29 protein-coding genes are annotated in these 26,641 nt (G+C 54.5%); 23 read left to right on the forward strand and 6 right to left on the reverse strand.

What is annotated here, in order from left to right:
• Window positions 1-188: 188 nt before the first annotated feature.
• The 3 genes from symE to ACETPC_RS07020 all read right to left on the reverse strand — a co-directional run bounded on the left by symE (window position 189) and on the right by ACETPC_RS07020 (window position 2,413).
• Window positions 189-527: an endoribonuclease SymE gene (gene symE, locus ACETPC_RS07010; protein ID WP_380179975.1), complete on the reverse strand. Its 339-nt coding sequence runs from the start codon at window positions 525-527 to the stop codon at window positions 189-191.
• Between the two features lie 231 nt (window positions 528-758).
• Window positions 759-1,400: a class I SAM-dependent methyltransferase gene (locus ACETPC_RS07015; RefSeq protein WP_380179977.1), complete on the reverse strand. Its 642-nt coding sequence runs from the start codon at window positions 1,398-1,400 to the stop codon at window positions 759-761.
• On the reverse strand, window positions 1,400-2,413 hold the full coding sequence (locus tag ACETPC_RS07020; protein ID WP_380179979.1) for an HNH endonuclease: 1,014 nt from the start codon (window positions 2,411-2,413) through the stop codon (window positions 1,400-1,402). Before ACETPC_RS07020 ends, ACETPC_RS07015 begins: the two co-directional genes overlap by 1 nt.
• A 124-nt stretch (window positions 2,414-2,537) precedes the next feature.
• Between ACETPC_RS07020 and ACETPC_RS07025 the strand changes: the two genes are divergently transcribed.
• From ACETPC_RS07025 to ACETPC_RS07035, 3 genes are all read left to right on the forward strand, one after another.
• A complete protein-coding gene (locus ACETPC_RS07025; protein ID WP_380179981.1) occupies window positions 2,538-2,768 on the forward strand; it encodes a hypothetical protein in 231 nt (76 codons plus the stop codon).
• Window positions 2,769-2,859: 91 nt separating this feature from the next.
• Complete coding sequence (locus tag ACETPC_RS07030; protein ID WP_380179983.1) at window positions 2,860-3,300, forward strand: hypothetical protein; 441 nt, start codon at window positions 2,860-2,862, stop codon at window positions 3,298-3,300.
• Window positions 3,301-3,380: 80 nt separating this feature from the next.
• The gene (locus ACETPC_RS07035) at window positions 3,381-5,102 is read left to right on the forward strand and encodes a DUF4153 domain-containing protein (protein WP_380179985.1); all 1,722 of its coding nucleotides are present in this window, start codon (window positions 3,381-3,383) and stop codon (window positions 5,100-5,102) included.
• 55 nt (window positions 5,103-5,157) lie between these two features.
• On the opposite strand, the gene rtcR is transcribed toward ACETPC_RS07035, so the two are convergent.
• On the reverse strand, window positions 5,158-6,744 hold the full coding sequence (gene rtcR, locus ACETPC_RS07040; protein ID WP_380179987.1) for an RNA repair transcriptional activator RtcR: 1,587 nt from the start codon (window positions 6,742-6,744) through the stop codon (window positions 5,158-5,160).
• A 182-nt stretch (window positions 6,745-6,926) separates the two neighbouring features.
• Here rtcR and ACETPC_RS07045 point away from each other — a divergent pair, with 182 nt between their 5' ends.
• The 5 genes from ACETPC_RS07045 to ACETPC_RS07065 all read left to right on the forward strand — a co-directional run bounded on the left by ACETPC_RS07045 (window position 6,927) and on the right by ACETPC_RS07065 (window position 11,587).
• A complete protein-coding gene (locus ACETPC_RS07045) occupies window positions 6,927-8,147 on the forward strand; it encodes an RtcB family protein (RefSeq protein ID WP_380179989.1) in 1,221 nt (406 codons plus the stop codon).
• A gap of 4 nt (window positions 8,148-8,151) precedes the next feature.
• Entirely contained in the window at window positions 8,152-8,949 is a 798-nt protein-coding gene (locus ACETPC_RS07050; RefSeq protein WP_380179991.1) for a nucleotidyltransferase domain-containing protein, read from the forward strand.
• A 23-nt stretch (window positions 8,950-8,972) separates the two neighbouring features.
• Complete coding sequence (locus ACETPC_RS07055) at window positions 8,973-10,592, forward strand: hypothetical protein (protein WP_380179993.1); 1,620 nt, start codon at window positions 8,973-8,975, stop codon at window positions 10,590-10,592.
• A gap of 238 nt (window positions 10,593-10,830) precedes the next feature.
• A complete protein-coding gene (locus tag ACETPC_RS07060; RefSeq protein WP_380179995.1) occupies window positions 10,831-11,172 on the forward strand; it encodes a hypothetical protein in 342 nt (113 codons plus the stop codon).
• A gap of 28 nt (window positions 11,173-11,200) precedes the next feature.
• On the forward strand, window positions 11,201-11,587 hold the full coding sequence (locus tag ACETPC_RS07065) for a hypothetical protein (RefSeq protein WP_380179997.1): 387 nt from the start codon (window positions 11,201-11,203) through the stop codon (window positions 11,585-11,587).
• Between the two features lie 122 nt (window positions 11,588-11,709).
• Here ACETPC_RS07065 and ACETPC_RS07070 read toward each other — a convergent pair whose 3' ends face one another.
• On the reverse strand, window positions 11,710-12,888 hold the full coding sequence (locus ACETPC_RS07070) for a hypothetical protein (protein WP_380179999.1): 1,179 nt from the start codon (window positions 12,886-12,888) through the stop codon (window positions 11,710-11,712).
• A 309-nt stretch (window positions 12,889-13,197) separates the two neighbouring features.
• Between ACETPC_RS07070 and ACETPC_RS07075 the strand changes: the two genes are divergently transcribed.
• The 3 genes from ACETPC_RS07075 (at window position 13,198) to ACETPC_RS07085 (ending at window position 14,780) form a co-directional block, all read left to right on the forward strand.
• Window positions 13,198-13,347 carry a hypothetical protein gene (locus ACETPC_RS07075; RefSeq protein ID WP_380180411.1) on the forward strand — a complete coding sequence of 50 codons (150 nt, stop codon included), beginning with the start codon at window positions 13,198-13,200 and terminating at the stop codon, window positions 13,345-13,347.
• A 106-nt stretch (window positions 13,348-13,453) separates the two neighbouring features.
• A complete protein-coding gene (locus tag ACETPC_RS07080) occupies window positions 13,454-14,128 on the forward strand; it encodes an integrase (RefSeq protein ID WP_380180001.1) in 675 nt (224 codons plus the stop codon).
• Window positions 14,121-14,780, forward strand: a complete 660-nt coding sequence (locus tag ACETPC_RS07085) for an RES family NAD+ phosphorylase (RefSeq protein ID WP_380180003.1) — start codon at window positions 14,121-14,123, stop codon at window positions 14,778-14,780. Before ACETPC_RS07080 ends, ACETPC_RS07085 begins: the two co-directional genes overlap by 8 nt.
• Before the next feature lie 196 nt (window positions 14,781-14,976).
• Here ACETPC_RS07085 and ACETPC_RS07090 read toward each other — a convergent pair whose 3' ends face one another.
• Window positions 14,977-15,267 (reverse strand): SymE family type I addiction module toxin, encoded by a 291-nt coding sequence (locus tag ACETPC_RS07090; protein ID WP_380180005.1) that lies wholly within the window; start codon window positions 15,265-15,267, stop codon window positions 14,977-14,979.
• Between the two features lie 419 nt (window positions 15,268-15,686).
• Here ACETPC_RS07090 and ACETPC_RS07095 point away from each other — a divergent pair, with 419 nt between their 5' ends.
• The 12 genes from ACETPC_RS07095 (at window position 15,687) to ACETPC_RS07150 (ending at window position 26,637) form a co-directional block, all read left to right on the forward strand.
• Window positions 15,687-16,781, forward strand: coding sequence for a 1-propanol dehydrogenase PduQ (locus ACETPC_RS07095; RefSeq protein ID WP_380180006.1), 1,095 nt, complete (start codon window positions 15,687-15,689; stop codon window positions 16,779-16,781).
• A gap of 2 nt (window positions 16,782-16,783) precedes the next feature.
• Window positions 16,784-17,437: a phosphate propanoyltransferase gene (locus ACETPC_RS07100; protein ID WP_380180008.1), complete on the forward strand. Its 654-nt coding sequence runs from the start codon at window positions 16,784-16,786 to the stop codon at window positions 17,435-17,437.
• Window positions 17,434-18,090 (forward strand): hypothetical protein, encoded by a 657-nt coding sequence (locus ACETPC_RS07105; protein ID WP_380180009.1) that lies wholly within the window; start codon window positions 17,434-17,436, stop codon window positions 18,088-18,090. Before ACETPC_RS07100 ends, ACETPC_RS07105 begins: the two co-directional genes overlap by 4 nt.
• Before the next feature lie 3 nt (window positions 18,091-18,093).
• Window positions 18,094-18,360: a EutN/CcmL family microcompartment protein gene (locus tag ACETPC_RS07110; protein ID WP_380180011.1), complete on the forward strand. Its 267-nt coding sequence runs from the start codon at window positions 18,094-18,096 to the stop codon at window positions 18,358-18,360.
• A 16-nt stretch (window positions 18,361-18,376) separates the two neighbouring features.
• A complete protein-coding gene (locus ACETPC_RS07115; protein ID WP_380180013.1) occupies window positions 18,377-18,868 on the forward strand; it encodes a heme-binding protein in 492 nt (163 codons plus the stop codon).
• Between the two features lie 23 nt (window positions 18,869-18,891).
• Window positions 18,892-20,094, forward strand: a complete 1,203-nt coding sequence (tdcD, locus tag ACETPC_RS07120) for a propionate kinase (RefSeq protein ID WP_380180015.1) — start codon at window positions 18,892-18,894, stop codon at window positions 20,092-20,094.
• Window positions 20,095-20,226: 132 nt separating this feature from the next.
• On the forward strand, window positions 20,227-20,508 hold the full coding sequence (gene grpH, locus ACETPC_RS07125) for a propanediol utilization system shell hexameric protein GrpH (RefSeq protein WP_380180017.1): 282 nt from the start codon (window positions 20,227-20,229) through the stop codon (window positions 20,506-20,508).
• Window positions 20,509-20,529: 21 nt separating this feature from the next.
• Entirely contained in the window at window positions 20,530-21,285 is a 756-nt protein-coding gene (gene pduB, locus ACETPC_RS07130) for a propanediol utilization microcompartment protein PduB (RefSeq protein WP_380180019.1), read from the forward strand.
• Window positions 21,286-21,313: 28 nt separating this feature from the next.
• The gene (locus ACETPC_RS07135) at window positions 21,314-22,792 is read left to right on the forward strand and encodes an aldehyde dehydrogenase family protein (protein ID WP_380180021.1); all 1,479 of its coding nucleotides are present in this window, start codon (window positions 21,314-21,316) and stop codon (window positions 22,790-22,792) included.
• A gap of 12 nt (window positions 22,793-22,804) precedes the next feature.
• Window positions 22,805-23,101 carry a hypothetical protein gene (locus tag ACETPC_RS07140; protein WP_380180023.1) on the forward strand — a complete coding sequence of 99 codons (297 nt, stop codon included), beginning with the start codon at window positions 22,805-22,807 and terminating at the stop codon, window positions 23,099-23,101.
• A 46-nt stretch (window positions 23,102-23,147) separates the two neighbouring features.
• Complete coding sequence (gene grpM / locus ACETPC_RS07145; protein WP_380180025.1) at window positions 23,148-25,682, forward strand: glycyl radical diol dehydratase GrpM; 2,535 nt, start codon at window positions 23,148-23,150, stop codon at window positions 25,680-25,682.
• Between the two features lie 46 nt (window positions 25,683-25,728).
• Window positions 25,729-26,637: a glycyl-radical enzyme activating protein gene (locus ACETPC_RS07150; protein ID WP_380180027.1), complete on the forward strand. Its 909-nt coding sequence runs from the start codon at window positions 25,729-25,731 to the stop codon at window positions 26,635-26,637.
• The last annotated feature ends 4 nt before the right edge of the window (window positions 26,638-26,641 follow it).

Genomic DNA, 26,641 nt, shown 5'->3' on the forward strand with positions numbered 1-26,641 from the left:
CATATACCCAATCAGCATAACCACATTTTTTCTGACCAACGCCAGCACTCTGCTTGTACATCGCATCCAGGCTTGGCTATCAACCAAACTGAAGAATGCCCCGCATAGTATTAACACGTCAGGTACTGTGTTTAATCATCCAAAAACCCGCCCCAGCCCAAACCAAGGCCAGGGCAGCTCTTCTGTCGTTACAGCCCCCGCTTCCCCGAAATCGCCGCAATAAAATCGATCACCAGCCTCTGCTTACTCGCAGAGAATTTGCAGACCTTGCGCAGCGACTGCATCAGCGGTGATTCCTGCGGTTCTGGTTCGCGGGCCGTGACTACCAGGCAGCCCGGCATTACGCGCACATCTACCGGCGTGCCGGTCGCAAAACCTGCTGCTTCCAGCCATTTACCTTTAAAGGCTACCAGCGGGATCCGTTCATAATCCGGGAAGGTGCTCGCATAACTTACCGTATAGTGGCGCAGCGTGGCTTCCGTCACTTCTTTTGCAGCAGCAACTGCATTACAATCTTTTCCAGCCATAATAACTAGTCCTGTTAGTTGTTTTGGTCAGCAGGCTGGATGTGTTCCCGCACATTCAGCCTGCGCTATAAATTACCCTGCTATTATATCCTTTAACCGATCTCTGTCTTTCTCTGATTTACTTTTAAATTTAAAAATGGAACCCGGTTCAAATAAATAATGTAACCTGTTACGCGTTTTCATTAGCGCTATATTAAACCGATACAGTCACATTTTTATTATCAGCTAATATCAGTTCGGGTTATTGCTAATAATCGCATTTAACCAACGCTCATCACTTCTTCCGCTACGTAAATCGCCGGTCTGCCATGTTTTTTTTATTTCAATATTCGCTGCCAGCCTGTTGCCAGATTCTCCTGTAACAGAGTTCTGTTTAAAAGACCCGTTAAGCTTATCCACAATTCGCCGCAGCCCGGCTTCATCCATATCGGTAAATCTGCGCCCCTCTTTTTCCCGCTCGCCGCTGCCGTATTTAAACGACAGATACCATACGCCGCCCGGCTTCAACGCTTTCGCCAGCTTTGCCATTACGTCCGGCAGCCCGGCTTCAGGAACGTGCAGCAGCGAAGCGCAGCACCAGATGCCGTCATACCTTGCTGCGGCATTTATTTCGTCAAAGCGCATCTGCTCCACGGGCTTCCCTGTTAGCCGCCGGGCGAGGGCAACCAGCTCTGGCGAAGCATCAAAAGCATCTACCGCAAACCCCATTTTACTGAAAGCTTTAACGTCACGCCCTGAACCACAGCCTGCATCCAGAATGCGCGCGCCCGGCGGCAAACAGCCAATAAAGGGCTGATACAGCGCGGCCATGTCCACGTTTACCGTATCGTCATAGAAACGCTGTGCGTGCTGGCGGTAATAGGCTTCGTTCATCAGAAAAGGCTGTCTCCCTGCGCCACTGGCTGCCATAAATGAAACAGATTATTCCTCGCTGTTTCCCAATTGGTTTTTAAAAAGTTGTGGCGCTGCGCAGGCGTATTGCCCGTCTGGCGGATCAGCGTCTCGCACAGTGGCAGATGGCTTTTAATAAAATACTCGTTGCGGTTATACAGACGCAGCAGCAAATCGGCGGAGGGGATATGCGAAGATTTGCCCAGCACGCCGCGATTGCAGTGCTGGCAGGCCAGTACCAGATTCCAGACGCCGTTCAGGTCATTAATCTGCTGATGCAGGCGCAGCGGCAGGAAGTGATCGACATCGGCCAGATCCTCTGTGCCGCTGATTACGCTCACCGGACGAAAACAGTAGAAGCAGAAGCCTTTCTGATAGCCGTTCAGGCTATTGCGGCAGCTGGTAATATTGATACGGCGGTCGCGCTGGCGGGTAAACAGTAGCTGGTTATCGTCATCATATTCCACGTTCAGCAGCTTTGCCGGCAGGTTCAGCCCCCAGGCTTCTTCTACCAGACGCCAGCGGGCATCGGTTTCCTGGATCAGGTTCGCAAACTGGGCGTTTTCGGTGAGTCGATAGAAGGTTTCAGTAAGCCGTATGCCGCCGTTGATTTTACGCTCATCAATAAAAAATCGCGTATCCAGCTCAGCCCGATTTACCTTGTGAAAAGCATCAATCACCGCTGAAAAGCCCAGTTTTACCGTTATCGCAACCAGCTGCGTCTCGGTAATTTCGCCATCGTTGAACGCTTTGCACGCCGTCAGGAATTTGCTGCTCGGGCTGGTTCCCTGGCGCAGTGCCAGCTTCAGATGCGCGCAGAGATGGCGCACAAAGGGAACGGCCAGCGCTTCAAGCGTAACGAGGTCGTTATCCGGCTGCCGCAGCTCGTACAGCGCCTGAGCTAACGCGAACTTGTAAGAAGCAGAGTTATTGCCGAAAAGGATGATCCCACGCCAGTACTGCTCTGGCCTGGGATCGGCCTGATAAAAACGCATGCAGGATCCTGTTTTGTGAGGCTGCTCGTAAAACTTAACGTAACAGGATCACATAACAAAAGCGGCGGGTTGTAAACCGGAAAAGATTGCGGGCAGTCAGAGCAGCAATGAAAAATGAGAGTTTATGCCGAACCAGTACAACACTAAGCCTGCCGCCCTGGAGCAGTTATATCATGGAAGATTAGCCGGATTGAGACAGCAGCAGGTTGAATATATATTGGACGATATCTTTTCCAAAAACCCAAAAGTAACAGAGCAGGTAATAACCTTACTGCCAGAATCATTACCGGCAGAGCTGGCGAAAACGATATTCAACGGCATACGGAGAGAGTGCCGGATATTGGCGCGTGGCTGAATGGCTTATACAGCAACACATGGACTTAATTTTCCGCAAAAATAATTCCAGCAGGGTATCCTTGGGCCATTCGTTACCTGGAATATGATTTATGACCACCAAAAACCAAATTCGCGCCTTTATCCTTAGCAATAACTTTACGCGCAGGGATTACAGCGCCTTTAAAACCAATATGCAGATTGTCAAAAAGCGTTACCATCCCGATCTGACCGCTGGTGTCGATCTGCCAGAGGCCGTTACGCAAATGGCGGAGGACAGCACCAGCCTGAAAGGCTTTGTTATCCTTGTCGTAGTCATGCTGCTCTTTATGCTTTGTAGCAGCGACCCGGTTAGCGTTTTGATTTCTCTGGTTATTATCATAGTGGCCTTTGCTGGCTCGCTGTGGGGGCACGCGAAACAGCGCAACCTGCCGGTGAGCACGGAGCTGCGCCTGATGAAGCTGGCCTTTCGCATGAGAAAAATTATTAAAGTGCGCGCCCGTGAGGAAAAGGCCAAAATCAAGGCGGAGAAAAAGCGCAAACGCGGCAAATAATGGCCGTTTGCCCTCAGGATATCGGCAAAGAAAGCTAAAGATTTTACCGCTTCTACTTACTCAAATAGCAAGGAACCGCTATGTTGCAAAAAGAGATTTTCCCCCGCAGTACCAAATGGGCCATTATCGCGATCGGCCTGCTGGCCGGGCTGTTCTGGGCTTTACCGAATGCTCTCAATCTGCACGATCGCTATTCGCTTTATCTGCCGCCGCTTTCGCTGGGCGCTGCCAGTATATTAGCCTTCACGCTTTATCTTCTTAACGGCATCAGGCCCTGGCTTTGCGCTTTGCTGGCTCTGCCTTTTATCGCGCTAATGACCGGCTGGCAGCGCTGGAATTTTCCTTCGCAGCCGCCCGGCGAGTTTCACTTTAAAAATAGCTGCGCCGTGATATTTATGCTCAGCCTGAGCCTGCCGTTTTTGATCGCTTTCTGCCAGGCATCGCGGCGGCAGGGCGAAACTTCATGGAGCAGGCAGGTCGCCGAAACGCTGTGGCGCAATACTTTTACCCTGGCCGTTACCGGCGTAATGACCGTACTGTTCTGGCTGGTGCTGCTGCTGTGGAGCAAACTCTTCAGCACCATCGGCATTTTGCTGTTTGAGCAGCTCTTTTTCGATAACGCCTACTTCCCGGCTATGGCGACCGGCGCAGTTATCGCCGCAGGTATTGTGTTTTGCCGACGTCTGCCAGGCGCTGTTGGGCTGTATCGCCATCTGATTACGCTGGCCGTTGGCGTACTGTTGCCGCTGCACGCCGTCGCTTCGCTGCTTTTTCTGGCCTGTTTGCCTTTTACCGGGCTGGCTATTATCCCGAAATCGCTCTCTGCCGCGACGCTGCTGCTGACCATGACCTGGCTGATGCTGATATTTAGCGCCATCATCGGGGAAAAAGCGCCAGGCGAATCGCCCTGGCCGCGAGGCACGGCCCGGCTGGTGCTGGTGGCCCAGGCATTTACGCCGCTGCTGGCCGCGCTGGCTGGCTGGGCGCTCTGGCTGCGTATTGCTGAATATGGCTGGACGGTAGAGCGGATTTACGGCGTCGCCATCGCGCTGATTGCCTTTATCGGCTCGCTGCTACTGCTGTGGTATCAGCGCCGCGCCTGGAGGCAGGGCGCTCGCAGCATGAATACTTTTACGGCCCTGATGCTGGGGCTGATGGCCTGCGGCTGGTTTTTACTGCATACGCCAGCAGTCGATCCGTGGCGCATCAGCATTAAAGATCGGCTGGGTCGCTTTGCCCAGGGCACAACCAAAGCAGATGCGATGGATCTTTACAGCCTCAGTAGTGCGGGCCGCCGTGGCGAAAAGGCGCTGCTGGAGCTGAACGAGCATCCGCAGTGGCTCGCCGATCCTGCCCACGGGAAAGCCATGCTGGCGCAGATGCTGGCCGGGCGCTACACAGATAAAGCAGCAAAACCAACGCTTGCCGATCTTCAGCGCAGCATTCCGTTGCGCGCGGGCAGCGAAGCGCCGCCGGAAAGCTGGTGGCAGGATCAGGCCCAATATATTGGGCAGGCATTGGGAACCTGTCTGGTAGACGCTGACGCCTGTCTGGTATGGATGCAGGATCTTAATAATGACGGCACGGCAGAAGTGCTGCTTTATAACCGTAACCAGGCTGGCATCACTGTCTATGCTCATCAGGGCATCGACTGGAATGAGGTTGGCAACGTGAGGCTGTCGGAAAGGCTGGATCGGGCTGTCCGGGAAAAAATGCCGACAACCGCTGTGAAGCCCTGGCGCGATCTGGAAGTAAACGGCCAGCGTCTCCCGGTGCAGTATTACGGCTACGAAGGGCAGTAGCGCGCTGTTTATGTGAAGCCAGGCGGTCACTCCTCGACCGCCTGTACCCGCGACATTACCCTTTAATCTCTTCCCAGCTCAGCCCGAACCGCGCCAGATACTTGCGCAGGCGATCGGCATCGTTGGGCTGCTTTTTGCTCTGGCGCGAAACGGCAAACAGCCTTCGTCCAGCTTCGGAAAGCGAATCCGACGCGCGGCAGACGCTCAGTACCGTCTGTAGCTGGCACTGGTCAAACAGATCGTACTGGGCTACATCAGGCAGCTCTGTTGCAGATGGCTGCGGCGATGCTGAAGTCCGCCAGCCGGTACGTAAACGCCCGATCTCTTCTTCCGCCAGCGCCAGCGAAACCCTGCCCTGATCTGCCAGCGTTGCCATACGCGTAACGGATGCGCCCAGCTCGCGGAAATTGCCGCGCCAGCTTGCTTCCGGCGAGCAGGCAAAGCGCAAAAAATGATTTCTGGCTTCTTTATCAAAACGCACCTGGGTTTGATGCTCCCGCGCATAGCGTGCCAATTCAAACTCTACGTTAGGCTCGATATCCTCGCGGCGCTCGGCCAGGCCAGGCAGATGGAACGTCCACATATTGATACGGGCATAGAGATCTTCGCGAAAGCGGCCTTCGGCAACCCATTGCGGCATATCTCTGTGCGTTCCGGCGATAAGCTGAAAATCGCTGCTGACCTCTTTATCCGCACCGTAGGGAAAGAAGCGCTTTTCCTCAATGGCGCGCAGCAGCATTGCCTGTTCATCCAGCCCCAGCTCGGCGATCTCATCCAGGAACAGCATGCCGCCATCAGCTTCCCGCAATAGCCCGCTTCGCGCCTGCTGAGCGCCGGTGAAAGCGCCTTTTACATGGCCGAAAAGCGTGGACATGGCGTTATCGCCGCGCAGCGTAGCGCAGTTCACCGCCACAAATTTGCCCGCAAGGCGGTGGCGCGTATGGCGTAGCTGGTAGATACGTTCGGCCAGAAAGGATTTGCCCGCGCCGGTCGGGCCGGTCAGCAGCATCGGCGCACTGGAGCGCAGCGCGACCCGCTCAATCTGCTCGATCAGGCTGTTGAAGCCGGGATTGCGCGTTTCAATGCCGGATTTTAAAAACGAGGTGGAATGCTGCTGCTCGCGCAGAAAGCGGCTGGTCAGCGTCGCGTAGCGGCTTAAATCCAGATCGATAATGGAATAGTGGCCCAGCGCGCCGGGCGCATCCGGCGACTTGCCCGCCGGGGAAGTTTGCAGAATACGGGCAGGCAGATAGCGCGCTTCGGTCAGCAGGAACCAGCAAATCTGCGCTACGTGCGTGCCGGTGGTGATATGCACCAGATACTCTTCGCTGTCGGTATCGAAAGGATAGCGGCTGACAAAATCCAGAAAACTGCCGTAAACCTCTTCAAAATCCCAGGGATCGTTCTGCGCTACGCTGTGCAGCACCACTTCGGTCTGTGGCGAGACCTGGCGGATATCTTCTGCGACCTGCTGAGCCATCGTGAAGCTCTGCGGCTGGTGTAGCAGCTCCAGTCTGTCGACCCGCAGATTTTCCTGCTGGCAAAGCGCGACGGTAGGCCGCCATCTGTTCCAGCGTTTCTCGCGTTTGCCGCGCCTGTCCAGCACCGTTCCCAGTACACCGATCACCACGTTCTTTTTCATGCTTATCCTGCAAGATAAATAATTTATCTGTAAAGATAAGTTGGCCGTAAGAGCCAAGCAAGCCTTAAAAACGGCCATAAAATAAATTCATTTATAATCAATAAATTAAAATTATTTTCTTGCCGGTAGCTAACCTGGCACGCCGTTCGCAATAGTAATGGCACAGCAACAGGAGAATAAAAATGACTAAACACTATCAAACTCTTCAGCAGAACGGCGCGGCGATAAAAATGTGGACGGAAGGCGTTCCCGTCGAGCCGGAAGCGCGCGAGCAGCTGCTGAACACGGCGAAGATGCCGTTTATTTTTCGCCATCTGGCGGTGATGCCGGATGTGCATCTGGGTAAAGGTTCCACCATCGGCACCGTTATTCCAACCAAAGGCGCGATTATCCCGGCAGCGGTCGGCGTGGATATCGGCTGCGGCATGATTGCGGTGCGCACTTCGCTCATGGCCCGCGATCTGCCCGATAACCTGGCGGGCATCCGCAGTGCTATTGAACAGGCCGTGCCGCACGGGCGTACCAATAACCGTTCTGGCCGTGATAAAGGCGCCTGGCAATCGCCGCCGCAGGAAGTGGATCGCCACTGGGCAGGACTGGCGCCGCGCTTTAAGGCGCTAACAAGCAAGTATCCGGCGCTGCTGAAAACTAACAACTACCAGCATCTGGGCACGCTGGGAACGGGCAACCATTTTATCGAAATCTGTCTGGATGAACGCCAGCAGGTCTGGGTCATGCTGCACAGCGGATCGCGCGGCGTCGGCAATGCTATCGGCAACCTGTTTATTACCCTGGCGCAGAAAGATATGCAGCAGCATATCGCTAACCTGCCGGATCGTAACCTGGCTTACTTCGCCGAAGGCAGTAAACACTTCAACGACTACGTGGAAGCGGTGAGCTGGGCGCAGGATTACGCCCGTCATAACCGTGAGGCGATGATGGAACGCGTGCTGGCGGCGATGGCGAAAGTTATCAGCAAGCCTTTCACCACGCATCTGGAAGCGGTGAACTGCCACCATAACTACGTGGAGCGCGAAACCCATTTCGGCGAGTCGGTGCTGGTGACGCGTAAAGGCGCGGTCTCGGCGCAAAAAGGGCAGATGGGCATTATTCCCGGTTCGATGGGCGCGAAAAGTTTTATCGTGCGCGGCCTGGGAAATGAAGAGAGCTTTTGTTCCTGTAGCCACGGCGCGGGACGAGTGATGAGCCGTACGGCGGCGAAAAAGCGCTTTAGCGTGGAAGATCAAATCCGCGCCACGGCGCACGTTGAGTGCCGTAAAGATTCGGATGTGATCGATGAAATCCCGATGGCTTATAAAGATATCGATGCCGTGATGGCCGCGCAGGCGTCGCTGGTGGAAGTGGTGCATACGTTGTCGCAGGTAGTTTGCGTAAAAGGATAAAACAATGAAAACAGGATTGAATGGCGTGGACAGCGCAATGCGTGCTCGCGTGCGTGAAGTGCTGCGCCAGCTTGAAGAAAAGCACGATGTAAAAGTGTTGTACGCCTGTGAATCAGGTAGCCGAGGCTGGGGCTTCGCCTCGCCAGACAGCGATTACGACGTGCGCTTTATCTATGTTCACAAGCCGGAATGGTATCTGCGCGTAGAGCCGCAGCGGGATGTAATAGAGCTGCCAATCGACGACACGCTGGACGTCTGCGGCTGGGAGTGGCGCAAAGCGCTGGGCCTGCTGAAAAGAGCCAATCCGACCTTAATTGAATGGCTGGACTCGCCGATAGTCTATCAGCAGCAGGATGCAGCAATCGCAGCGCTGCGTGAAAGCGTACCGGACTGGTTTTCGCCGCTGCGGGCGCGCTGGCACTATCTGTCGATGGCGAAAAAGAACTTTCGCGGCTACTTACAGGGCGAAAGCGTGCGGCTGAAGAAATACTTCTACGTGCTGCGGCCGCTGCTGGCGGTGCAGTGGATAGAAGCGGGCAAAGGCGCGCCGCCGATGCGTTTTGAAGAACTGCTGGCGGGAACGGTCACGGATCCTGTGCTGCTGGAAGAGATCGACTGGCTATTGGCCCGCAAGCAGCGTACTGGCGAGGCAGAATACGGCGAGCGTTTAGAGCATATCCACGCTTTTATCGGCCAGCTTCTGGATGAAAGCCGCCTCAGCGAAAGCCTGCCGGACAGCAAAAGGCGCGACTGTAGCGATCTGGACAGGCTGTTGCTGAACACCGTAATGAGTGCAGCGTAACAAACCACCACAAGGAGAGAATAATGAAAGAGTGGCTGGCCAATATTTTTCGCCATCCGGACGAGCAGCTTTTTCCGGTAGTCTGGCCGACAGAGCAGAAGGCCATCTATAGCTGGCTGGTGCAGTGGCCGCAGGATGAGGTATTACCGGAAGAAGCGCAGACGCTGCCGGACGAGTCTGCTTTAGCCGAAGATGAGAACCGCCTGTGCTGGGCGCCCGGCGCACAGGACGGCGCTTTTGGTCATCATGTGATACGCGGCGACGGCAAAGAAAAAGCGGCTCAGGTTACACAGGCGATAGTTAACGTCCTGCGCCGCAGCAGCCGGAAAAATATGCGGGCGCTGTATCAGCTGCTGAGCGAAGAGTCGCCGCTTGATTACATTGATGATTTGCTCAGCGGCCTGAGCCAGTCCGGCGCTATCGATGCGCGGCGGCTGCGGGCGCTGACGCTGTTCCTGGCAACAAGAGCGCCGGATCGCCAGGTAGTGAAATGCGCGATGGCGCTGCTGGCTTTCTTCCCATATCAGCAAAGCATCAATATCCTGCGGACGCTGGGAGGCCACGATGAGTTTACGCTTTATGCTGTGGTAGCGATGCGTGCCATTCTGCCGCCGGATGAGTATCAGCAGGAGTGGCTGGAACTGGCTAAGCGCCTGACCGGCTGGGGACGTATCCAGCTAATCGAACGGCTGCCGGAAGAGCCGGATGAGAGCCTTCGCCAGTGGCTGTTAAGGGCGGGCTACGCAAATGACGTGATGGTGGAATATACCGCCTGGCACTGTGCGGAACATGGCCGCCTGCACGAAGCGCTGAAGGGCGAAGTCGATGCGGAGCTGCTCACGGGTGCGGCGGAAATTCTGCGCGGGATGATTAACGGCCAGCCAGGCCCGTGTATTGATGAATATGCTTTTGCCGCGCTGGCCTGCGAGCGCTATCTTGCCCTGGTTAATCCGGCGACGACCGCCGATCTTCAGCACTATCAGGTCGTCAACGAGATCGCCCGGCTGGCCGATGAAGAATCGTTTGCGACAGAAGCGGAACGGCAGAAGTTAAAAGCGCTCTGCGCAACTATCCAGGCGCGGCCGGAATGGGCAGGATTAATCGAAGCTGGCCTGGACGAAGAAGATGTGGCGATTTTTGAACACGCTTTAAGGCTTTGCCGGGAGCAGGGCGGCGATCCCTGGCCTGCCGTGTATCAGCGCTATCGCACGCAGCCTGAGAACTGGCTCTGGTATCAGATGATGCAGACCGACAATCCGGCTTATATAGCGCAGGTTGTCGAGCTGGCAGAGCACGAGCTGGATTTGATCGCCATCGCCTCCGGGCCGAAAAAATCGCTGGGCCTGGGGCCGCAATACCGTCAGCACGACGCGCTCGATGCCGTGCTACAGGACTTAAAACGTTTTCCGGGGCTGGGCTGGGAGCTTATCCGCACGGGTTTGCAAAGCCCGGTGACGCGCAACCGTTATATGGCGATAAATGCGCTGGAAGCCTGGCCTGCGGCTTTGCTGCCGGTGGAAACCGTCGCGCTGCTGGAACAGGCCAGAAGCCTGGAGCCGGAAGAAGAGGTAGCAGAAAGGCTGGCGCAGCAGCTTGAGCGGCTGGTGGAGCACTCTGCGCCGTTAACTGATGCCGGACTTTAGCCAATGGCTGGCTAATCTAAATAAACCAGGCGCTTGTCGGCTACCCTTGTATTGATGGCAAGCGAAGCGCCAGTTTCCTGTATAATGATGAAAACAGGTTAAATGACGAACAGGTTATATGCACCAGCTTCCGCAAATTATTCAAAATCTTTTACCGCTGCCCTTTATTTTTCTGCTGATAAAATATTTCTTTTTACCGATCTTCAAACGGGACGATTTTTTTGCCGCTAAGGGCGAAATGAAAAAGATATCGGCCAGTACGCCAATCCTGAAAAAATTGGGGATGAATACCGAAGATTATTACTATGACGGCTCTTTCCTTTACCAGCAGCGCGACGGTGAGACCCTCTGCAAAGTTCCGCTGGAAAATATTATCCGGGTAAAAGTCAGCCATACCGTAGTCAGCAGCCGTAGAGTATGGCTGGTTCGCTATGTCACTACGCCTTATAAAACAGAAAGAGAGCTAAGGCTCCTCAATAATTATTCGATTTTCAACAAGGATTTCGCCGGATTCCTGGCTGCCGTCCAGGCGGCGAATCCGCTGGCTGACGTGCAGGAAATGAATTTTTTCAGGCTGTAGAATAACCTGTCTTAACAGGGAGATAAGCATGGATCCAACACCAGAAGAAGTTATCGCCTTTGTTCGCGAGTTTTCGGGCTGGCGTAAGAAGAAGATTGATGAAAATACCTTGTTAGAGGACGATTTGCATATTACCGGCGACGATGGCGTCGAGCTGCTGGAGGAAGCAGAAAAAGTATTCGGCATCAGCTTTGAGACAGAAGAAGAGAGTTTCCGTTCGCTCTTCTCGCTGCAGGATAACGAATACCTCTTCAATAGCGAAGGCTTTGATTTTTTCTGTATCGGCTATTTTTACCGGCGGTTAAAAGGTATCCCTCATCCAGTTGTCCGCGATCTGTCAGTCGGCAAACTGCATGAGGTGTTAATTAAGCTACGGGGTAAAGAAAACGCCCTGGGGAAAGACCTGCTGGATTAGCCGTATTTGGCAACTGGCAGGTCAGTTGTTGTAGCCGATTGATACAGGCTATTATCACCGTCAACAGAGCATCTGAACTCAACCAAATTCATTTTTGTGCACCCGCCATTTCAGTGAGTTGACTATTTACATACTTTTTTGGTAAGTTTTTCTTTAAATTCATCACTAATTTCTTGATTGTGATATATTTTTATTTCATGTTTATCACAATCGATATCGGCATGTAGTCTGTTAATGATGTAATTGATTACCTCTTCAGAACCATTTTCAAGAATGTAATCCAGTACCAGGGTGTCGTCTTTTTCAAAGTTAAACTTTTTCCCTAATGATAATAATAAATCTTCTTTCCTTTTCAAGTTTTTAATAATGAAACTTGTATCATTATTTAAAATGGCTATGCCCAGTTTATCTGAAAATTTATCGGGTTGTACAAACTCCAGCATGAATTTCACACTGATTTTGTTAGCAAGCATGATAGCTCTATGTAAGTCCGCCCTGCTGAATGTAATATGCTGGTTCCATTCAGGAAAACGTTTTCGCAAATAATCGATAGCCTCTACTTTGTTCTGACTGCATTCCTTTCTGCCGCTGCACTGTTTGAGGGCATCGATTCTTGAGATAATGAAATTTTCATCCATGCTGAATAAATTTCTATCGTCCGGTGTCATTTTCTTATATAAAATGTCTAATAGATTAATATTTAATGCACTTTCGAAAGATCCTTTTATCTCATAAGTATTGTTGTCAAGGAAACCGCATTCGATAATTTTTTCAAAGGAAGCGCCGGGATAGGTCGGATCGTCACTCATTCGAGAAAATGTTGTACTAAGAACGTCATCTTCAGGACATGTTCCCCACAAGCTATTTAACTTATTTTTATCCCCTGCCTGAAGTGCTTCTGTAACAGCTATATAATAATCCGCTTCCCATTTCTGTTTTAAAAAATTATCAAGCTGAAATAAAAAAATCAACACGAATATTATCCAGGGGAAAGCGACAACTCTCTTGTCTTCTGACAGGGTTGTTTTATTTAGCGCCAGAGATAAAAGCATTAATAAAGAGTAAGGAAGAAGATAAAGAAAGACATGAAAAATATTCTGCTCATAGACGTTTAAACAAATAAATAATATCGAGGTTATTACTATTGCTGGCGTTTCGAAAAATTTGAACAGGAAATTTTCTTTTTTACTCTTTGTCGAGAAGAATCTAATTAGCAAAGGTGAAATAAGCAACAAAGGTGTGCAGGCTAACAAAGCTATAAATAACATAAAAGCAATTAGTGTTGTTAGTGTAAAATTCATTGATAGATCCTTCTCTTCATAGCAGACGTCCCTTTATGGCGTTTCAGTTAACATCAGCGGCCGCTAAAATTTCCCTGGATTGAAGCAGCCATCGATAATCAACCTGATCGCCGGTGGCAAAAAAGACATTTCAGCAGCGGCCGCCTGAAGTCCTTTAATTGTGTTATCCTTGCGCTATTCACAAGCAACTTTCAAGCATTTTTACCCGCAACCTACTATTTTGTTAATGTCCAAATTGCAGAACAGATTTGCTATCGCTGCAAATTTTGCATTAACTGTTGTCTGCGACCAGCAGCCAGCAAGGCTATAGTGTCTGTCGCCATGATTATCAAAAACCTTTCTTTGCGCCGGTTATTCCGCCAGAGCAGTGAAGCCACCACTGGCATGTGCCGCTATATCCATGCGGGCGGCACCTGGGATTTGCCTGGGCTGGTGACGGTAGTGAAGCCTGCTTCCTGAAAAGAATTGACGGCAGATCGATAAAGTGACGGCTCCGTCAGTGACATTTTCTTTATCATGCATATAATGGATATCATGAATATATCCATGCGCGATGAGGTGAGTTATGGAAGCGAAAGCAAACAGCGCCCGGCAGGCTTATAAGGTTGAAACCCTGAGCGGCGAGCAGCTGCACAAGCTGGATCCGCATGCCGATACAAAATATCTGGTGATTAATCTGGGGCAGAGCCCCGATGTCAACGAAACGATAAAAATAGCGATAAGCGCGGCGATGACGGCAATACTGGCCTCGATGAATCAGCGTACGCCAGCAAAAAAAAGCGTCCGGGCTCGCGCTGCCTCGGCTAAGGATAAAGAGCCGATGGAGCAGGCACGCGCAGAGCGTAATGCACAGCGCCGCGAAGCCCTGAACGCCCAAATTTTTGCAGATTCCACCTGGCTACAGGCAAAAGAGCTATCGGAAAAAGCAGGTTTCACCAGCGCCAATCCCAGTGCTGGCCCGAACCGCTGGAAGCAGGCCGGTAAAATCTTCGCCGTTCAGCACAATGGCAAAGATTATTTCCCTGACTATGTGCTGGATGAAGGCTACCGGCCTCTGCCAATTGCCAAAAAAATCATTTCGCTGTTTGGCGACAAAAAAACCGCCTGGGGGCTGGCTATCTGGTTCGGGTTCGCCAACAGCTGGCTGGGCGGCGAAAAACCAAAGGATTTGCTGGCCACCCAGCCCGAAAGAGTGCTGGCAGCCGCGCAGGCGGAACTGGAAGGCGGCATACATGGCTGACAGAGATAACAGGGAAGTTATCACCCGTAAACTAAGAAAGCCTAAAAGCGATTTAGCAGTAAATTACGCTGTCTGGAAAGCAGGGAAACGCATTTATCGTATACATTCAGCGGCTTTTACCGCAGCACAATTTAACCCCGGTAAAGGTAGTGCGCGTTTTAGCCCAATGAGTAACGGTGTAGCTACCTTGTATGGCGGAATAAGCACTGGCGTGGCGGTAATGGAAACGCTTTTCCACGATTTACCTCTCGACTCTTACGGCGTTCCTTACGATTTAGCCAGGCTGGAAGGTAAGGTATATTCAGTCATCACATCATCTACCGACTTGCTCCTTGCCGATTTAAATCCGAGGACGTTAAGGAAAATGGGAGTAAGCCGTGCTTATTTACTCGACTCTGGCGCTGACCAATACATTTATACGCGTGAATATTCCCTGGCTATTTATCAGGCTTTTCCGGAAGTGCAGGGGTTGCAGTGGTCTTCCCGTCAACATGGCGATACCGCATTAATGCTTTTTGGCGATCGCCTTCATACCGCACAGTTAAAAGCCGAAATTGACTCTGAATTATTACTGAGTTCCAAAAAGGTAATGAACGTTATCGAAGAGCAGGCGGATGAACTGGGCCTGGTCCTGCTGGAAGCTGGCGGGTAAAATAGCCTGGTTTTAATCAAAGCCTGAGCGAATTTTGGCCTGATGAGTTTATATTAAACCAGTGTCTGCCATCATCCTGGCTAACCTCAATTAAAGCCTTTATTATCAGTCTACTTAACCCAAAACTATTCCGCAGGCGCAAGATACTACTCCCGCGCCTGCCTGCTAAGATAAAAGCCTTACCCTTCACGCTTATCTATTCCGCCATTGCCATCAGCTCCTGCTCCTTCAGCTCTTCCTGCTTTTCTTTTAGCGCCTCCGCCTGCTCGTTTCTGGCGGTAAGCACCAGGCAGCCATGCCTGACCCAAACATCCACCAGCGTACCGATGGGAAAGCCAGCTTTTTCCAGCCACCTTCCTTTTAAAACCAGCGCTGGCACGCGCTCCCGCTCCAGCGGCGTCCAGGCGTCGCTGACCGTTAAATAACGAATACAGGGATCTTTTACTTCTTTGGGCATGATTTCATGGGGACAACATCTCATAGCCATAATAAACGCCTCCTTTCATTTATGGTCGTCAGCACAGCACATTAAAATTTAGCGCCGCGCTTATTTACATTGCGGCCATTATATTTCAGCGGCGGCTGCCAGCCAGCACTTCATAAAAGCAATGTCTGAATATGGAAGGCAGGTTGAAGAAATAATGTAACCAATGAAATACAGGGCAGAAAATATCGGGTTCTGTTCCATAATTCAGGCAGGAAAAGTCAGTCAGCAGCCCGGCATCAGGTAGTGGAAAGCTCTTTATAACTCTTGCGAAACCCCGACCTGCACTTTCTTGTCATGTCGTTTTGTGTCGGGCAAAAAAATCCCCGTGCGGCGCAAATTGTCCCGGCTATACGCTTTTGCGCGGGTGCTAACCTGACAGCCTTTGATCCGCAGGCGCGGCAACCGGTAAGGATAACGGCGTGGCGAACATCTTTTCTGTCCCGGATATTTACTATGGCGAAAACGCGCTGGCGTCGCTTGGCCAGCTCGACCTCAAACGGGTGGCGATCGTCACCGACGACTTTATGCTCTCCTCTGGCAAAGTTAACCAGCTGATTGCCGCTATGCCGCAGGCTGCCGTAGCTATCTACAGCGGCGTCAGAGCCGATCCCGATACCACGGTTTTACAGGCCGGCACGGAAAAGTTTAAAGCTTTCCAGCCGGATGCGATCGTGGCGCTGGGCGGCGGATCGTCGCTGGATGCTGCCAAAGGTATCAAGGTCACGCTTGAGGAGTTTAATCCTGCTGTCCACATCAGGCTTATTGCTATCCCGACCACCAGCGGCTCCGGGTCGGAAGTCACTGCCTATGCCGTGATATCCGATACGGAAAGCGGCAGCAAATATCCGCTGATCTCCGATGCGCTGCTGCCTGATATCACTCTGCTTGATGCCCGGCTGGTGCTGAGCGTGCCAAAAAGCGTAACGGCGGATACCGGTATGGATGTACTGACTCACGCCATTGAAGCGCTGGTTTCCACAGGCGCCAATGATTTCAGCGATGCGCTGGCAGAAAAAGCAGTAGCGCTCACCGCCCGCTACTTACCCTATGCCTACAGCGAGCCGGATAATCTCTGCGCACGCACGCATATGCACCACGCCTCATGCCTGGCGGGCATCGCCTTTAACTCGGCGGGACTGGGTCTGGTTCACGGTATGGCGCATGCCGTCGGCGGCATGCTGCACCTCCCACACGGCAGGATTAACGCCATGCTTTTGCCGCTGGTAATTGAATTCAACAGCGAGCAAGCCGCGGCGCAAATGCGTTACCGGCTCTGCGCGCGGTTAATGGATGCAGAAGATTTGCCGCAGGCCGTGCGTGCACTTAACCGGCAGTTCGGTATTCCTGCCACCTTAAAGGAAATGGGCACGGATTTAACGAAGCTGGCGAAGCTGCGACCCATCCTTATCCGCATGGCGCTGGCTGACGGCTGCACCGCGACCAATCCTCGCCAGGCCAGCGTACAGGATGTCGATCGCCTGCTGACGCGCCTGGCCGGAGAGTCTGGAGAATAAAAATGGATACGCAACAGCAGGCAAGAAGGATCACCCAACAAATTCTACAGGAGTTGGCGGGTAAAAAGTCGGCGCTAAGCATTCCCGTCGGCGTTTCTAACCGGCATGTGCATTTAAGCCGCAGCGAAATGGATTTGCTGTTCGGCTACGGCTCCTCGCTAACCCGCATGAAGGCACTAAGGCAGCCAGGCCACTTTGCCGCCCAGGAGACGGTCACGCTACGCGGGCCAAAGGGCGAAATACAGCGCGTACGCGTGCTGGGGCCGTTGCGCAGCATTACGCAGGTTGAAATCTCGGTAGCGGATAGTTTCGCGCTGGGTATCAAAGCCCCGGTGCGGATGTCCGGCGAACTTCAGGAAACACCTGGCCTGACGCTGGTTGGCCCGCATGGCCAGGTTGAATTGACTGAAGGCGCGATTGTCGCCTGGCGCCATATCCATATTTCACCGGAAGAAGCGGCACGGCATGGTTTATCCGACGGCGCGGAAATCGATGTAACCACTGAGGGCGCGCGCTCGGGCGTGCTGCATCATGTAAAAGTGCGCGTCAGCGCGGATGCGGTGTTGGAGATGCATATTGATGTGGAAGAAGCCAATGCGCTCGGGCTACGTAACGACGATCGGGTGATAGCGGCAACAAGAGCGACAGGCGCATGACAAACGTAGCCGACCAGCAGCTCGAACGCATCATTGAGGAAGTGCTGGCGCGGCGGCGTCTGGGCTCTGTTCAGGTAGTGATAACCGGCGAAGATGAAAGCACCTTACCAGAAACGCTGGCCGCGCTGGAGGCATTGCATACGGCCGGTTACGAACTTCGGCTCACGCTTTCTTACAGCGCCTCCGCTATCCGGCCAAATCTGCTGCGCTGGCGCGATAATTTTCTGCCCAATTTGGTGATAGAAAGGCGATTCCCTGCGCCGCAGGAAGAGTACAGCGAGCTGTTTTTACCCGCGCTCTCCGGCAACAGCCTGGCGAAGATCGCGCTTTGTCTGCGCGATAACGTTGCCAGCGCCTGGGCTTTTCATGCGCTGCGCCACCGCAAAAAAATTGTCGCCACGCTTAACGGCGAGTTTGCCCGCACGGATTTTCCGCCAGCGGTACGGCAACGGCAGCAAAACTATATCGAAACCCTACAGGAATACGGCGTGATCGTTCCCGGCAGCGCCAAAGGCAAAAGCCTGCTGTCGCTGGCAGACATTCGGGCGCATCCGGAAGGCGCTTCGCTGCGCATCGATCGCAACATGCTAATTACGCCAGCCGCGCGGGATGAAATAGCCCGGCGGCGCATCAGGCTAAGCAAAAAGGATTGAGCTATGTATCTGGCAAAAGTCACGGGCGCGCTGGTCTCCACCACTAAACATCCCTCGCTAAACGGCGCCAAGCTGCTGATTGTTGCCCGGCTGAACGAGCATCATCAGCCTACAGGCAGCGCTCAGGTCGCCGTGGATTTGGTCGGCGCGGGAAATGGCGAAACGGTGATCGTCAGCTCGGGCAGTTCGGCCCGCATGGGCAACGGCGAGCATTCGGTAGTCGATGCTGCGGTGGTCGGCATCGTCGACACGCTGGATCTGAACGCTTAGCACAAGGAGGCAGCGAATGTCAGCGAAAGAAAAGCTCGAACAGATGGTGCAGCAGGCGATCGCCTGCCATACGCCGCGACGGCTTTCCCTGAGCCTGGAGCAGGCAGCGGCGCTGGCTTCGCTGGCGGGCGAAGTGGCGCAGGAATATGAGGTGGCGATTGTCTTCAGCCTGGTGGACGCGGTCGGACAGCAACGTTACTTCTTCAGCATGGATAACGCGCTGCTGGTCAGCCACAAGCTGGCGCAGGAGAAAGCCTGGACGGCCGTCGCGCTGCGTATGGCGACGCACGAACTGGCGCGCCAGGTTCAGCCCGGCACCGCTTTATATGGTTTGCAGCACGAAGAAGGGATCTGCTGCCTGGGCGGCGGCTTGCCCTGCTGGTCGCAAGGGCGGCTGCTGGGCGGCATCGGCATCAGCGGTGGCAGCGTAGAGCAGGATATTGCTATTGCGCGCGAAGCGCTTGCCCGCTTCAGCCAGGCGCACTTTTCACTGACGCCCTGTCAATAAACGGATGTTATTCAGAGGTAACTATGTCATCAGCAGCAAAAGTTCTGGTCATTAACTGCGGTTCTTCCTCCCTGAAATTTTCGGTGCTGCCGCTGGGAGGCGATACGCCGCTGCTCTCCGGACTGGCAGAAAGGCTGGGGCTGGATAACGCCAGCATCACATTCAAAGACGAAGCGGGAAAAACTATCCAGGATCTGGCACAGGCGGATCACCACTGCGCGCTGAAAACGCTGTTTGCCGTGCTGGCAGAAAAAGAGCTGCTCGCCTCGCTCTGCGCCATCGGCCATCGCGTAGCGCACGGTGGTAGTGAGTTTAAAGAGTCCGTGCTGCTGACGTCTGCGGTCACGGAAAAAATCAGGCAGCTTGCGACGCTGGCTCCTCTTCACAATCCCGCCAACCTGATCGGCATTGAGACGGCCATGCAGCTGCTGCCAGCGCTGCCGCAGGTTGCCGTGTTCGACACGGCCTTTCACCAGACGCTGCCGCCGGAAGCCTGTACCTATGCCATTCCGCTGGAATACCGCGATCGCTATCAAATCAGGCGCTACGGCTTCCACGGTACTTCACATCGTTTCGTCGCCGCCGAAGCGGTCAGACAGTTGGATCTCGATCCGCAGGATCACGGCATCCTGATCGCGCATTTAGGCAACGGCTCGTCGCTCTGCGCGGTGCGCAACGGGCAAAGCGTGGATACCTCCATGGGCATGACGCCGCTGGAAGGGCTGGTAATGGGCACACGCTGCGGTGATATCGACTTCGGGGCTATGGCTTATCTGGCGAAATGCACCGGGCAAAGTCTGGAAGAACTCTGCGCCATGGCTAACGGCAAAGCGGGGCTACTGGGACTTTCCGGGCTTTCCAGCGACTGCCGTACATTGCAGGAAGCGCGCGAAAACGGCGATAAGCGCGCCGCATTGGCAATTGATGTCATGGTTCATCGGCTGGCGAGGCATCTCGGCGGGCATATGGCCGCGCTACACAGGCTGGATGCGCTGATATTTACCGGCGGTATTGGAGAAAACTCCGTGCTGGTGCGCGAGCTGACTACTGACAGGCTGGCGATCTTCGGCCTGCGGCTAGATCGCGATAAGAACCGCACGATCTTCGGCGGACGCCAGGGCCGGATTTCACTGCCGGATTCGCCTGCGATCCTCGTCATTCCCACTAATGAAGAGAAGATGATCGCCCAGGATGCTGCCGCGATTACCGCCGCGCTTCGGGTATAGCGGGCAGAGCGCAAAATAATCTTTCTGGCGGACAAAATATTTTTTTCCGCCGGTTTTAGTATCAGATGGCAAAAATGTAATGGCACCAGGGTCGTCCTGTGGCCTTTTAAAGACAAAACAGATGAGGTGAGTATGCAGCAGGAAGCGTTAGGCATGGTGGAAACAAAAGGGCTGGTCTCTGCTATTGAAGCCGCGGATACCATGGTGAAATCGGCCAACGTCACGCTGGTCGGCTATGAAAAAATCGGCTCCGGCCTGGTTACGGTAATGGTGCGTGGCGACGTAGGCGCAGTAAAAGCTGCGACCGATGCTGGCTCCGTAGCGGCGGGCAAAGTGGGCGAGCTGGTTTCCGTGCACGTTATCCCGCGTCCGCATGTGGAAGTCGAAAAGATCCTGCCGAAGGCGATCGGCTGATAAAGACAGAGGAGGCCGGTTATGCAGGACAATCTTGTCGAACAGATTATTTCCCGGGTGACAGGCGCGCAGGGCAATAAGCCAGGCTGCGGCCTGACCGAATTTGTCGGTACCGCGCTCGGCCATACCATCGGCCTGGTGATCGCCAACGTCGATAGTCAGCTACATGAAACCATGCAGATCGACAGCAAATATCGTTCGCTGGGGATCCTGGGCGCACGCACGGGCGCCGGGCCGCATATTTTCGCCGCTGACGAGGCGGTGAAAGCCACCAACAGTGAAATTGTCGCCATTGAGCTGGCGCGCGACACGGAAGGCGGCGGCGGACACGGCTGCCTGATCCTTTTCGGCGCGTCGGATGTCTCGGATGTGCGCCGTGCGGTAGAAGTGGCGCTGGCGGAAATCGAGCGCACCATGGGCGATGTTTACGGCTCGCCAGCCGGGCATCTGGAGTTTCAGTACACCGCGCGCGCCAGTACCGCGCTGAACAAAGCCTTTGGCGCGCCGCTGGGCAAATCCTTCGGCATGACCTGCGCTTCTCCGGCGGCGATCGGCATAGTTATCGCCGACGCGGCGGCGAAAGCGGCGGTAATAGAACCGGTCAGCTATGCCAGCCCGGCCAAAGGCACCAGCTTCAGCAACGAGGCGATTTTCACCTTCTCCGGCGATTCCGGCGCGGTGCGCCAGGCGGTAGCGGCCGCGCGTGACGTGGGGCTACAGCTGCTGGCGACGCTGGATCCCGCTCCCATCCATTCCACCACCAAACCCTATATCTGACGCAGCGCGGGCGCTAAGGAAAGGAAGCATGAATGACAGTGAAATTGCTCAGGCAGTGGAAAAGGTGCTGAGCAAATACGGCGCGACCACTGCCGCCGTCGAGCCAAAGCCCGATCTGAGCGCCCTTGTCGCCAGCGCGCTGGCAAAGAAAGAGGCCGCGCCGCAGATGGCCGCCATCAAGCCGCAGACGGCGGGCGTTTTCGCCACTATGGATGAGGCGATTGGCGCAGCGGTGCTGGCGCAGGTGCAGTACCGTCACTGCTCAATGCGGGATCGTGAAACCTTTATCAGCGGCATCCGCGAGTTGTTTCTTCAGGAAGAACTGCTGCATCAGCTGTCGCGTATGGCGGTTGAAGAAACCGGTATGGGCAACTGCGCGGACAAGCTGATTAAAAATCGTCTGGCGGCGCAGAAAACGCCCGGCCCGGAAGATTTAACCACCTGCGCGCAGAGCGGCGACGCCGGCCTGACGCTGACCGAGTATTCCGCCTATGGCGTAATAGGCGCTATCACGCCGACCACCAATCCGACCGAGACCATTATCAATAACAGCATCGGCATGCTGGCTGCGGGCAACGCGGTAGTGTTCAGTCCTCATCCGCGCTCTCGCCAGGTTTCGCTCTATGCGGTGCAGTTAATCAATCAAAAGCTTAATGAGCTGGGCGCGCCGGATAATCTGGTGGTGACTGTCTCACAGCCTTCTGTAGAAAACACCAACGCGCTGATTAACGATCCGCGCATCAATATGCTGGTGGCGACCGGCGGCCCGGCGATCGTCAAAACGGTCATGTCTTCCGGGAAAAAAGCGATCGGTGCAGGCGCGGGCAATCCGCCAGCGGTAGTGGATGAAACCGCGGATATCGAACGAGCCGCGCGCGACATCATCAACGGCTGTAGTTTTGATAACAATTTGCCCTGTACAGCAGAGAAAGAAGTCATCGTGGTTAACCAGGTCGCGGACTACCTGATCCACTGCATGAAAAAAAGCGGCGCTTATCTGCTCGGCGACAGAGAAGCGATCCGTCAGCTTCAGACGCTGGTGCTCAACGACAAAGGCAGCGGCCCCAATACCGCCTTCGTCGGCAAAGACGCTCGCTATATTTTGCAACAGTTGGGGATAGACGCGCCGCAGGAGACCCGGGTCATTCTGCTGGAAACAGAGCGCACGCATCCTTTTGTCGAGCATGAGCTGATGATGCCGATCCTGCCGCTGGTGCGGGTGGATAACGTTGACGAGGCGATTGAGCTGGCGGTTAAGGTCGAGCACGGCAACCGTCATACCGCCGTGATGCACTCCACCAACGTCGAGAAGCTGACCAAAATGGCGCGGCAAATCCAGACCACCATTTTCGTTAAAAACGGGCCGTCCTACGCGGGCTTAGGCGTAGGTGGCGAAGGACACGCCACCTTTACTATCGCCGGGCCCACGGGCGAAGGGCTGACCTCGGCGCGCTCTTTCGCCAGAAAGCGGCGCTGCGTGATGGTTGAATCCCTGAATATCCGCTGACGGAACAGACTAATGAAAACACGCATTATCAACGCGCCCGCGCCGGAAACCCTGGCGATGCTCAGGCGCCGCATGCCTTCGGAATTTCGCACGCGGCTGGATCTGCTGCGCGTTGATGCCGTCGCGCTAATTATGCTGCCGGTGCCCGATCTCTATTTTTACGCCGATCTCGCCAGCAAAAGCGCCAGCGTCATGGTGTCGGAAATTTTCGGCAGCTGTCCGCAGCATATCACCACGCTGGCGATTTTCGGTGAGGTGGCGGCGGTCGGCGAGGTGATGCGCATTATCGAACAGGAAGCCGGCGTGTAGCCGCGCGGCAGGCCATAAACAGAACGCAATTTCGGGAGTGACTACTATGTTGGAAAAAGGCTTTTCCCATCCGACCGACCGTGTCGTGCGGCTAAAAAACACCATTCTACAGGCCAAACCCTATGTGGAATCGGAACGCGCCGTGCTGGCTACCCAGGCTTATCAGGAAAACGAACATCTGCCAGCCATCATGCGGCGGGCCAGGGTAATCGAAAAAATATTTCACAAACTGCCGGTGACTATTCGCCCCGATGAGCTGATCGTCGGCGCGGTAACTATCCATCCGCGATCTACAGAGATCTGCCCGGAATTCTCATATGAATGGGTAGAAAAAGAGTTCGACACCATGGAGCACCGGCTGGCCGATCCTTTTATCATCGAAAAGCAAACGGCGCGGGAGTTGAGCGAGGCATTTAAATACTGGCCGGGTAAAACCACCAGCTCGCTGGCCGCTTCCTATATGTCTGAAGGCACCAAAGAGAGTATGGCTGGCGGCGTATTTACCGTAGGCAACTACTTTTATGGCGGCGTCGGTCACGTCAGCGTGGATTACGGCAAGGTGCTGAAAATCGGTTTTCGCGGCGTGATTGATGAAGTAACGCGGGCGCTGGAGAAGTTGGATCGCAGCAGTCCGGATTATCTGAAAAAAGAGCAGTTTTATCAGGCAGTCATCCTCAGCTATCAGGCGGCTATCGTTTTCGCCCATCGTTACGCCGACGAGGCGGCGCGGCTGGCGCGCGAAGAGAGCAACCCGCAGCGGCGGCGCGAGCTGGAACAAATTGCGCAAAACTGCACCCGCGTGCCGGAGCAGGGCGCGACAACCTTCTGGGAAGCCTGCCAAACTTTCTGGTTTATTCAGTGCATGCTGCAAATCGAATCCAGCGGCCATTCAATCTCGCCAGGCCGTTTCGACCAGTATATGTATCCTTATCTGGCCGCGGACAGCAGCATTCAGCCGGAATTCGCCCAGGAGCTGGTGGACTGCTGCTGGATCAAACTCAATGATATCAACAAGACGCGTGATGAAGTCTCTGCCCAGGCTTTCGCCGGTTACGCGGTGTTCCAGAACCTGTGTGTAGGCGGCCAAACGGAAGAAGGGCATGACGCTACCAACCCGCTGAGCTATATGTGCATGGAAGCGACCGCGCATGTAAGACTGCCCCAGCCGTCGTTCTCTATCCGCGTCTGGCAGGGCACACCCGACGAATTTTTATTCCGAGCCTGCGAAGTAGTGCGCCTTGGGCTGGGCGTACCGGCCATCTATAACGATGAAGTTATTATACCGGCGCTGCAAAATCGTGGTGTCTCACTGCGGGATGCGCGCGACTACTGCATAATCGGCTGCGTAGAGCCGCAGGCGCCGCACCGTACCGAAGGCTGGCACGACGCCGCCTTTTTCAACGTGGCTAAGGTGCTGGATATCACGCTGCACAATGGCCGCGCCGGCAGAAAACAGCTGGGGCCGGTTACCGGCGATATGACCAGCTGGAAGAGCATGGACGATTTTTACCAGGCTTTTCAGCAGCAGATGGCGCACTTCGTTCATCAGCTGGTGGAAGCCTGCAACAGCGTTGACATCGCGCACGGCGAACGCTGCCCGCTGCCGTTCCTTTCCGCACTGGTAGATGACTGCATCGGTCGCGGCAAATCGCTACAGGAAGGCGGCGCCATCTATAACTTCACCGGCCCGCAGGCTTTTGGCGTGGCGGATACCGGCGACTCGGTTTACGCCATCCAGAAGCAGGTATTTGAAGATGGCAAGGTCACGCTCGCCGAACTGAAAACGGCGCTGGATGCCAACTTCGGCTATCCGGTCGGCGACGGCGCGCCAGTAGGTCAGGCTACGCTGAGCGAAGAAGAAATTTATGCCGTGGTAAAACAGATTATCGATCGCGACGGATCCCTGGATGCAACGGCGATCAAAAACGAAGTGTATCGCCAGCTCTCTTCCGCGTCGGCACCGCAGGCTAACCGTTCCGGGTTTGAAGAGCTACGCCGCATTCTGGAAAACACGCCTTGCTTCGGCAACGATATCGACGAGGTCGATTTGGTGGCTCGCCGCTGCGCGCTGATCTACTGCCAGGAAGTCGAAAAATATCGCAACCCACGCGGCGGTCAGTTTCAGGCCGGGATCTACCCTGTTTCCGCTAACGTGCTGTTTGGCAAAGATGTGGGCGCGCTGCCGGATGGCCGACTGGCCAAAGAGCCGCTGGCGGACGGCGTTTCGCCACGCCAGGGCAAAGACAGCAACGGCCCAACTGCAGCGGCCAGTTCGGTGGCCAAGCTCGATCACTTTATCGCTTCTAACGGCACGCTCTACAACCAGAAATTTTTGCCTTCCGCGCTGGCTGGTGAAAAAGGCCTGCGCAATTTCGGCAGCCTGGTCAGAAGCTATTTTGATAAAAAAGGCATGCACGTGCAGTTCAACGTAGTCGATCGGGAAACGCTGCTGAAGGCGCAAAAAGATCCGCAGCAGTATCAGGATCTGGTGGTGCGTGTAGCAGGCTATAGCGCGCAGTTCGTGGTGCTGGCGAAAGAGGTGCAGGACGATATTATCAGCCGCACCGAGCAGCATTTCTAAGGTTGGGATCGCGCCGGAGACGGCGCGATCGCCTGCGGGAGCCAGGATGAAAGCCAATTACGAAACGGAAGGCGTACTGTTTAATATTCAGCGCTACTCGCTGCATGACGGGCCGGGGATCCGCACGATCCCCTTTTTTAAAGGCTGCCCGCTGAGCTGCAAATGGTGCTGCAACCCCGAGTCGCAGCGCCCGCAGCCGGAGCTGATCTTTAAAAGCCGCGACTGTATTCGCTGCGGAAAATGCCTGGCAGCCTGTCGCCATCAGGCGCTTTCGCTGAGCAATCCTTTCTTTGTCGACAGAACACGCTGCATGCAGTGCGGCGACTGTACCCAGGTCTGCCCAACGGGCGCGCTGGAGATGAAAGGCAAACGTATGACGGTAGGCCAGGTCATGCGCGAGCTGCAAAAAGAGGAAAATCTGTTTCGGCGTTCCGGCGGCGGCGTAACGCTTTCCGGCGGCGAGCCGCTGGCGCAGCCCGATTTTGCGCGCGAGCTGCTGAAAGCCTGCAAGGAAAAAGGCTGGCATACCGCTATCGAAACCACCGGCCTGACCAGCAAAGCGGTAATCGAAGCCGTTTTCCCCTATGTCGACCTGGCGCTGACGGATATCAAAGCTATCAATCCGGCGGTGCACCAGGCGAATACCGGCGTGGACAACAGCGCTATTCTGGAAAACCTGCTGCGTATCTCCTTTATGACCAAAACTATCGTGCGCGTACCGGTTATCCCCGGCGTAAACGATAATCCCGAAGAGATACAAAGCATCACGGAATTCGCCAGGCTAATGCTGAACGTCAGCGAAATTCATCTGCTGCCCTACCACAGGTTTGGCGAAAATAAATATGCGCTGCTGGGAAGAGAATATCCGCTACAGGAAGAAAGCGGCGTTGTTGATATTGCACCGCTGCGCAGGATAGTGGAAAACGCCGGATTTAGCTGCCATACGGGCGGATAACCGC

This window comes from Pantoea sp. sgz302252 (genome assembly GCF_042610525.1).
In the GTDB taxonomy this organism is placed as follows: domain Bacteria; phylum Pseudomonadota; class Gammaproteobacteria; order Enterobacterales; family Enterobacteriaceae; genus Erwinia.

What these genes read in the sequence shown, in the direction of transcription:
- symE (WP_380179975.1), bottom strand. Translation starts at nt 527, where the DNA reads ATGGCTGGAAAAGATTGTAATGCAGTTGCTGCTGCAAAAGAAGTGACG.
- ACETPC_RS07015 (WP_380179977.1), bottom strand. Translation starts at nt 1,400, where the DNA reads ATGAACGAAGCCTATTACCGCCAGCACGCACAGCGTTTCTATGACGAT.
- ACETPC_RS07020 (WP_380179979.1), bottom strand. Translation starts at nt 2,413, where the DNA reads ATGCGTTTTTATCAGGCCGATCCCAGGCCAGAGCAGTACTGGCGTGGG.
- ACETPC_RS07025 (WP_380179981.1), top strand. Translation starts at nt 2,538, where the DNA reads ATGCCGAACCAGTACAACACTAAGCCTGCCGCCCTGGAGCAGTTATAT.
- ACETPC_RS07030 (WP_380179983.1), top strand. Translation starts at nt 2,860, where the DNA reads ATGACCACCAAAAACCAAATTCGCGCCTTTATCCTTAGCAATAACTTT.
- ACETPC_RS07035 (WP_380179985.1), top strand. Translation starts at nt 3,381, where the DNA reads ATGTTGCAAAAAGAGATTTTCCCCCGCAGTACCAAATGGGCCATTATC.
- rtcR (WP_380179987.1), bottom strand. Translation starts at nt 6,744, where the DNA reads ATGAAAAAGAACGTGGTGATCGGTGTACTGGGAACGGTGCTGGACAGG.
- ACETPC_RS07045 (WP_380179989.1), top strand. Translation starts at nt 6,927, where the DNA reads ATGACTAAACACTATCAAACTCTTCAGCAGAACGGCGCGGCGATAAAA.
- ACETPC_RS07050 (WP_380179991.1), top strand. Translation starts at nt 8,152, where the DNA reads ATGAAAACAGGATTGAATGGCGTGGACAGCGCAATGCGTGCTCGCGTG.
- ACETPC_RS07055 (WP_380179993.1), top strand. Translation starts at nt 8,973, where the DNA reads ATGAAAGAGTGGCTGGCCAATATTTTTCGCCATCCGGACGAGCAGCTT.
- ACETPC_RS07060 (WP_380179995.1), top strand. Translation starts at nt 10,831, where the DNA reads ATGAAAAAGATATCGGCCAGTACGCCAATCCTGAAAAAATTGGGGATG.
- ACETPC_RS07065 (WP_380179997.1), top strand. Translation starts at nt 11,201, where the DNA reads ATGGATCCAACACCAGAAGAAGTTATCGCCTTTGTTCGCGAGTTTTCG.
- ACETPC_RS07070 (WP_380179999.1), bottom strand. Translation starts at nt 12,888, where the DNA reads ATGAATTTTACACTAACAACACTAATTGCTTTTATGTTATTTATAGCT.
- ACETPC_RS07080 (WP_380180001.1), top strand. Translation starts at nt 13,454, where the DNA reads ATGGAAGCGAAAGCAAACAGCGCCCGGCAGGCTTATAAGGTTGAAACC.
- ACETPC_RS07085 (WP_380180003.1), top strand. Translation starts at nt 14,121, where the DNA reads ATGGCTGACAGAGATAACAGGGAAGTTATCACCCGTAAACTAAGAAAG.
- ACETPC_RS07090 (WP_380180005.1), bottom strand. Translation starts at nt 15,267, where the DNA reads ATGGCTATGAGATGTTGTCCCCATGAAATCATGCCCAAAGAAGTAAAA.
- ACETPC_RS07100 (WP_380180008.1), top strand. Translation starts at nt 16,784, where the DNA reads ATGGATACGCAACAGCAGGCAAGAAGGATCACCCAACAAATTCTACAG.
- ACETPC_RS07105 (WP_380180009.1), top strand. Translation starts at nt 17,434, where the DNA reads ATGACAAACGTAGCCGACCAGCAGCTCGAACGCATCATTGAGGAAGTG.
- ACETPC_RS07110 (WP_380180011.1), top strand. Translation starts at nt 18,094, where the DNA reads ATGTATCTGGCAAAAGTCACGGGCGCGCTGGTCTCCACCACTAAACAT.
- ACETPC_RS07115 (WP_380180013.1), top strand. Translation starts at nt 18,377, where the DNA reads ATGTCAGCGAAAGAAAAGCTCGAACAGATGGTGCAGCAGGCGATCGCC.
- tdcD (WP_380180015.1), top strand. Translation starts at nt 18,892, where the DNA reads ATGTCATCAGCAGCAAAAGTTCTGGTCATTAACTGCGGTTCTTCCTCC.
- grpH (WP_380180017.1), top strand. Translation starts at nt 20,227, where the DNA reads ATGCAGCAGGAAGCGTTAGGCATGGTGGAAACAAAAGGGCTGGTCTCT.
- pduB (WP_380180019.1), top strand. Translation starts at nt 20,530, where the DNA reads ATGCAGGACAATCTTGTCGAACAGATTATTTCCCGGGTGACAGGCGCG.
- ACETPC_RS07135 (WP_380180021.1), top strand. Translation starts at nt 21,314, where the DNA reads ATGAATGACAGTGAAATTGCTCAGGCAGTGGAAAAGGTGCTGAGCAAA.
- ACETPC_RS07140 (WP_380180023.1), top strand. Translation starts at nt 22,805, where the DNA reads ATGAAAACACGCATTATCAACGCGCCCGCGCCGGAAACCCTGGCGATG.
- grpM (WP_380180025.1), top strand. Translation starts at nt 23,148, where the DNA reads ATGTTGGAAAAAGGCTTTTCCCATCCGACCGACCGTGTCGTGCGGCTA.
- ACETPC_RS07150 (WP_380180027.1), top strand. Translation starts at nt 25,729, where the DNA reads ATGAAAGCCAATTACGAAACGGAAGGCGTACTGTTTAATATTCAGCGC.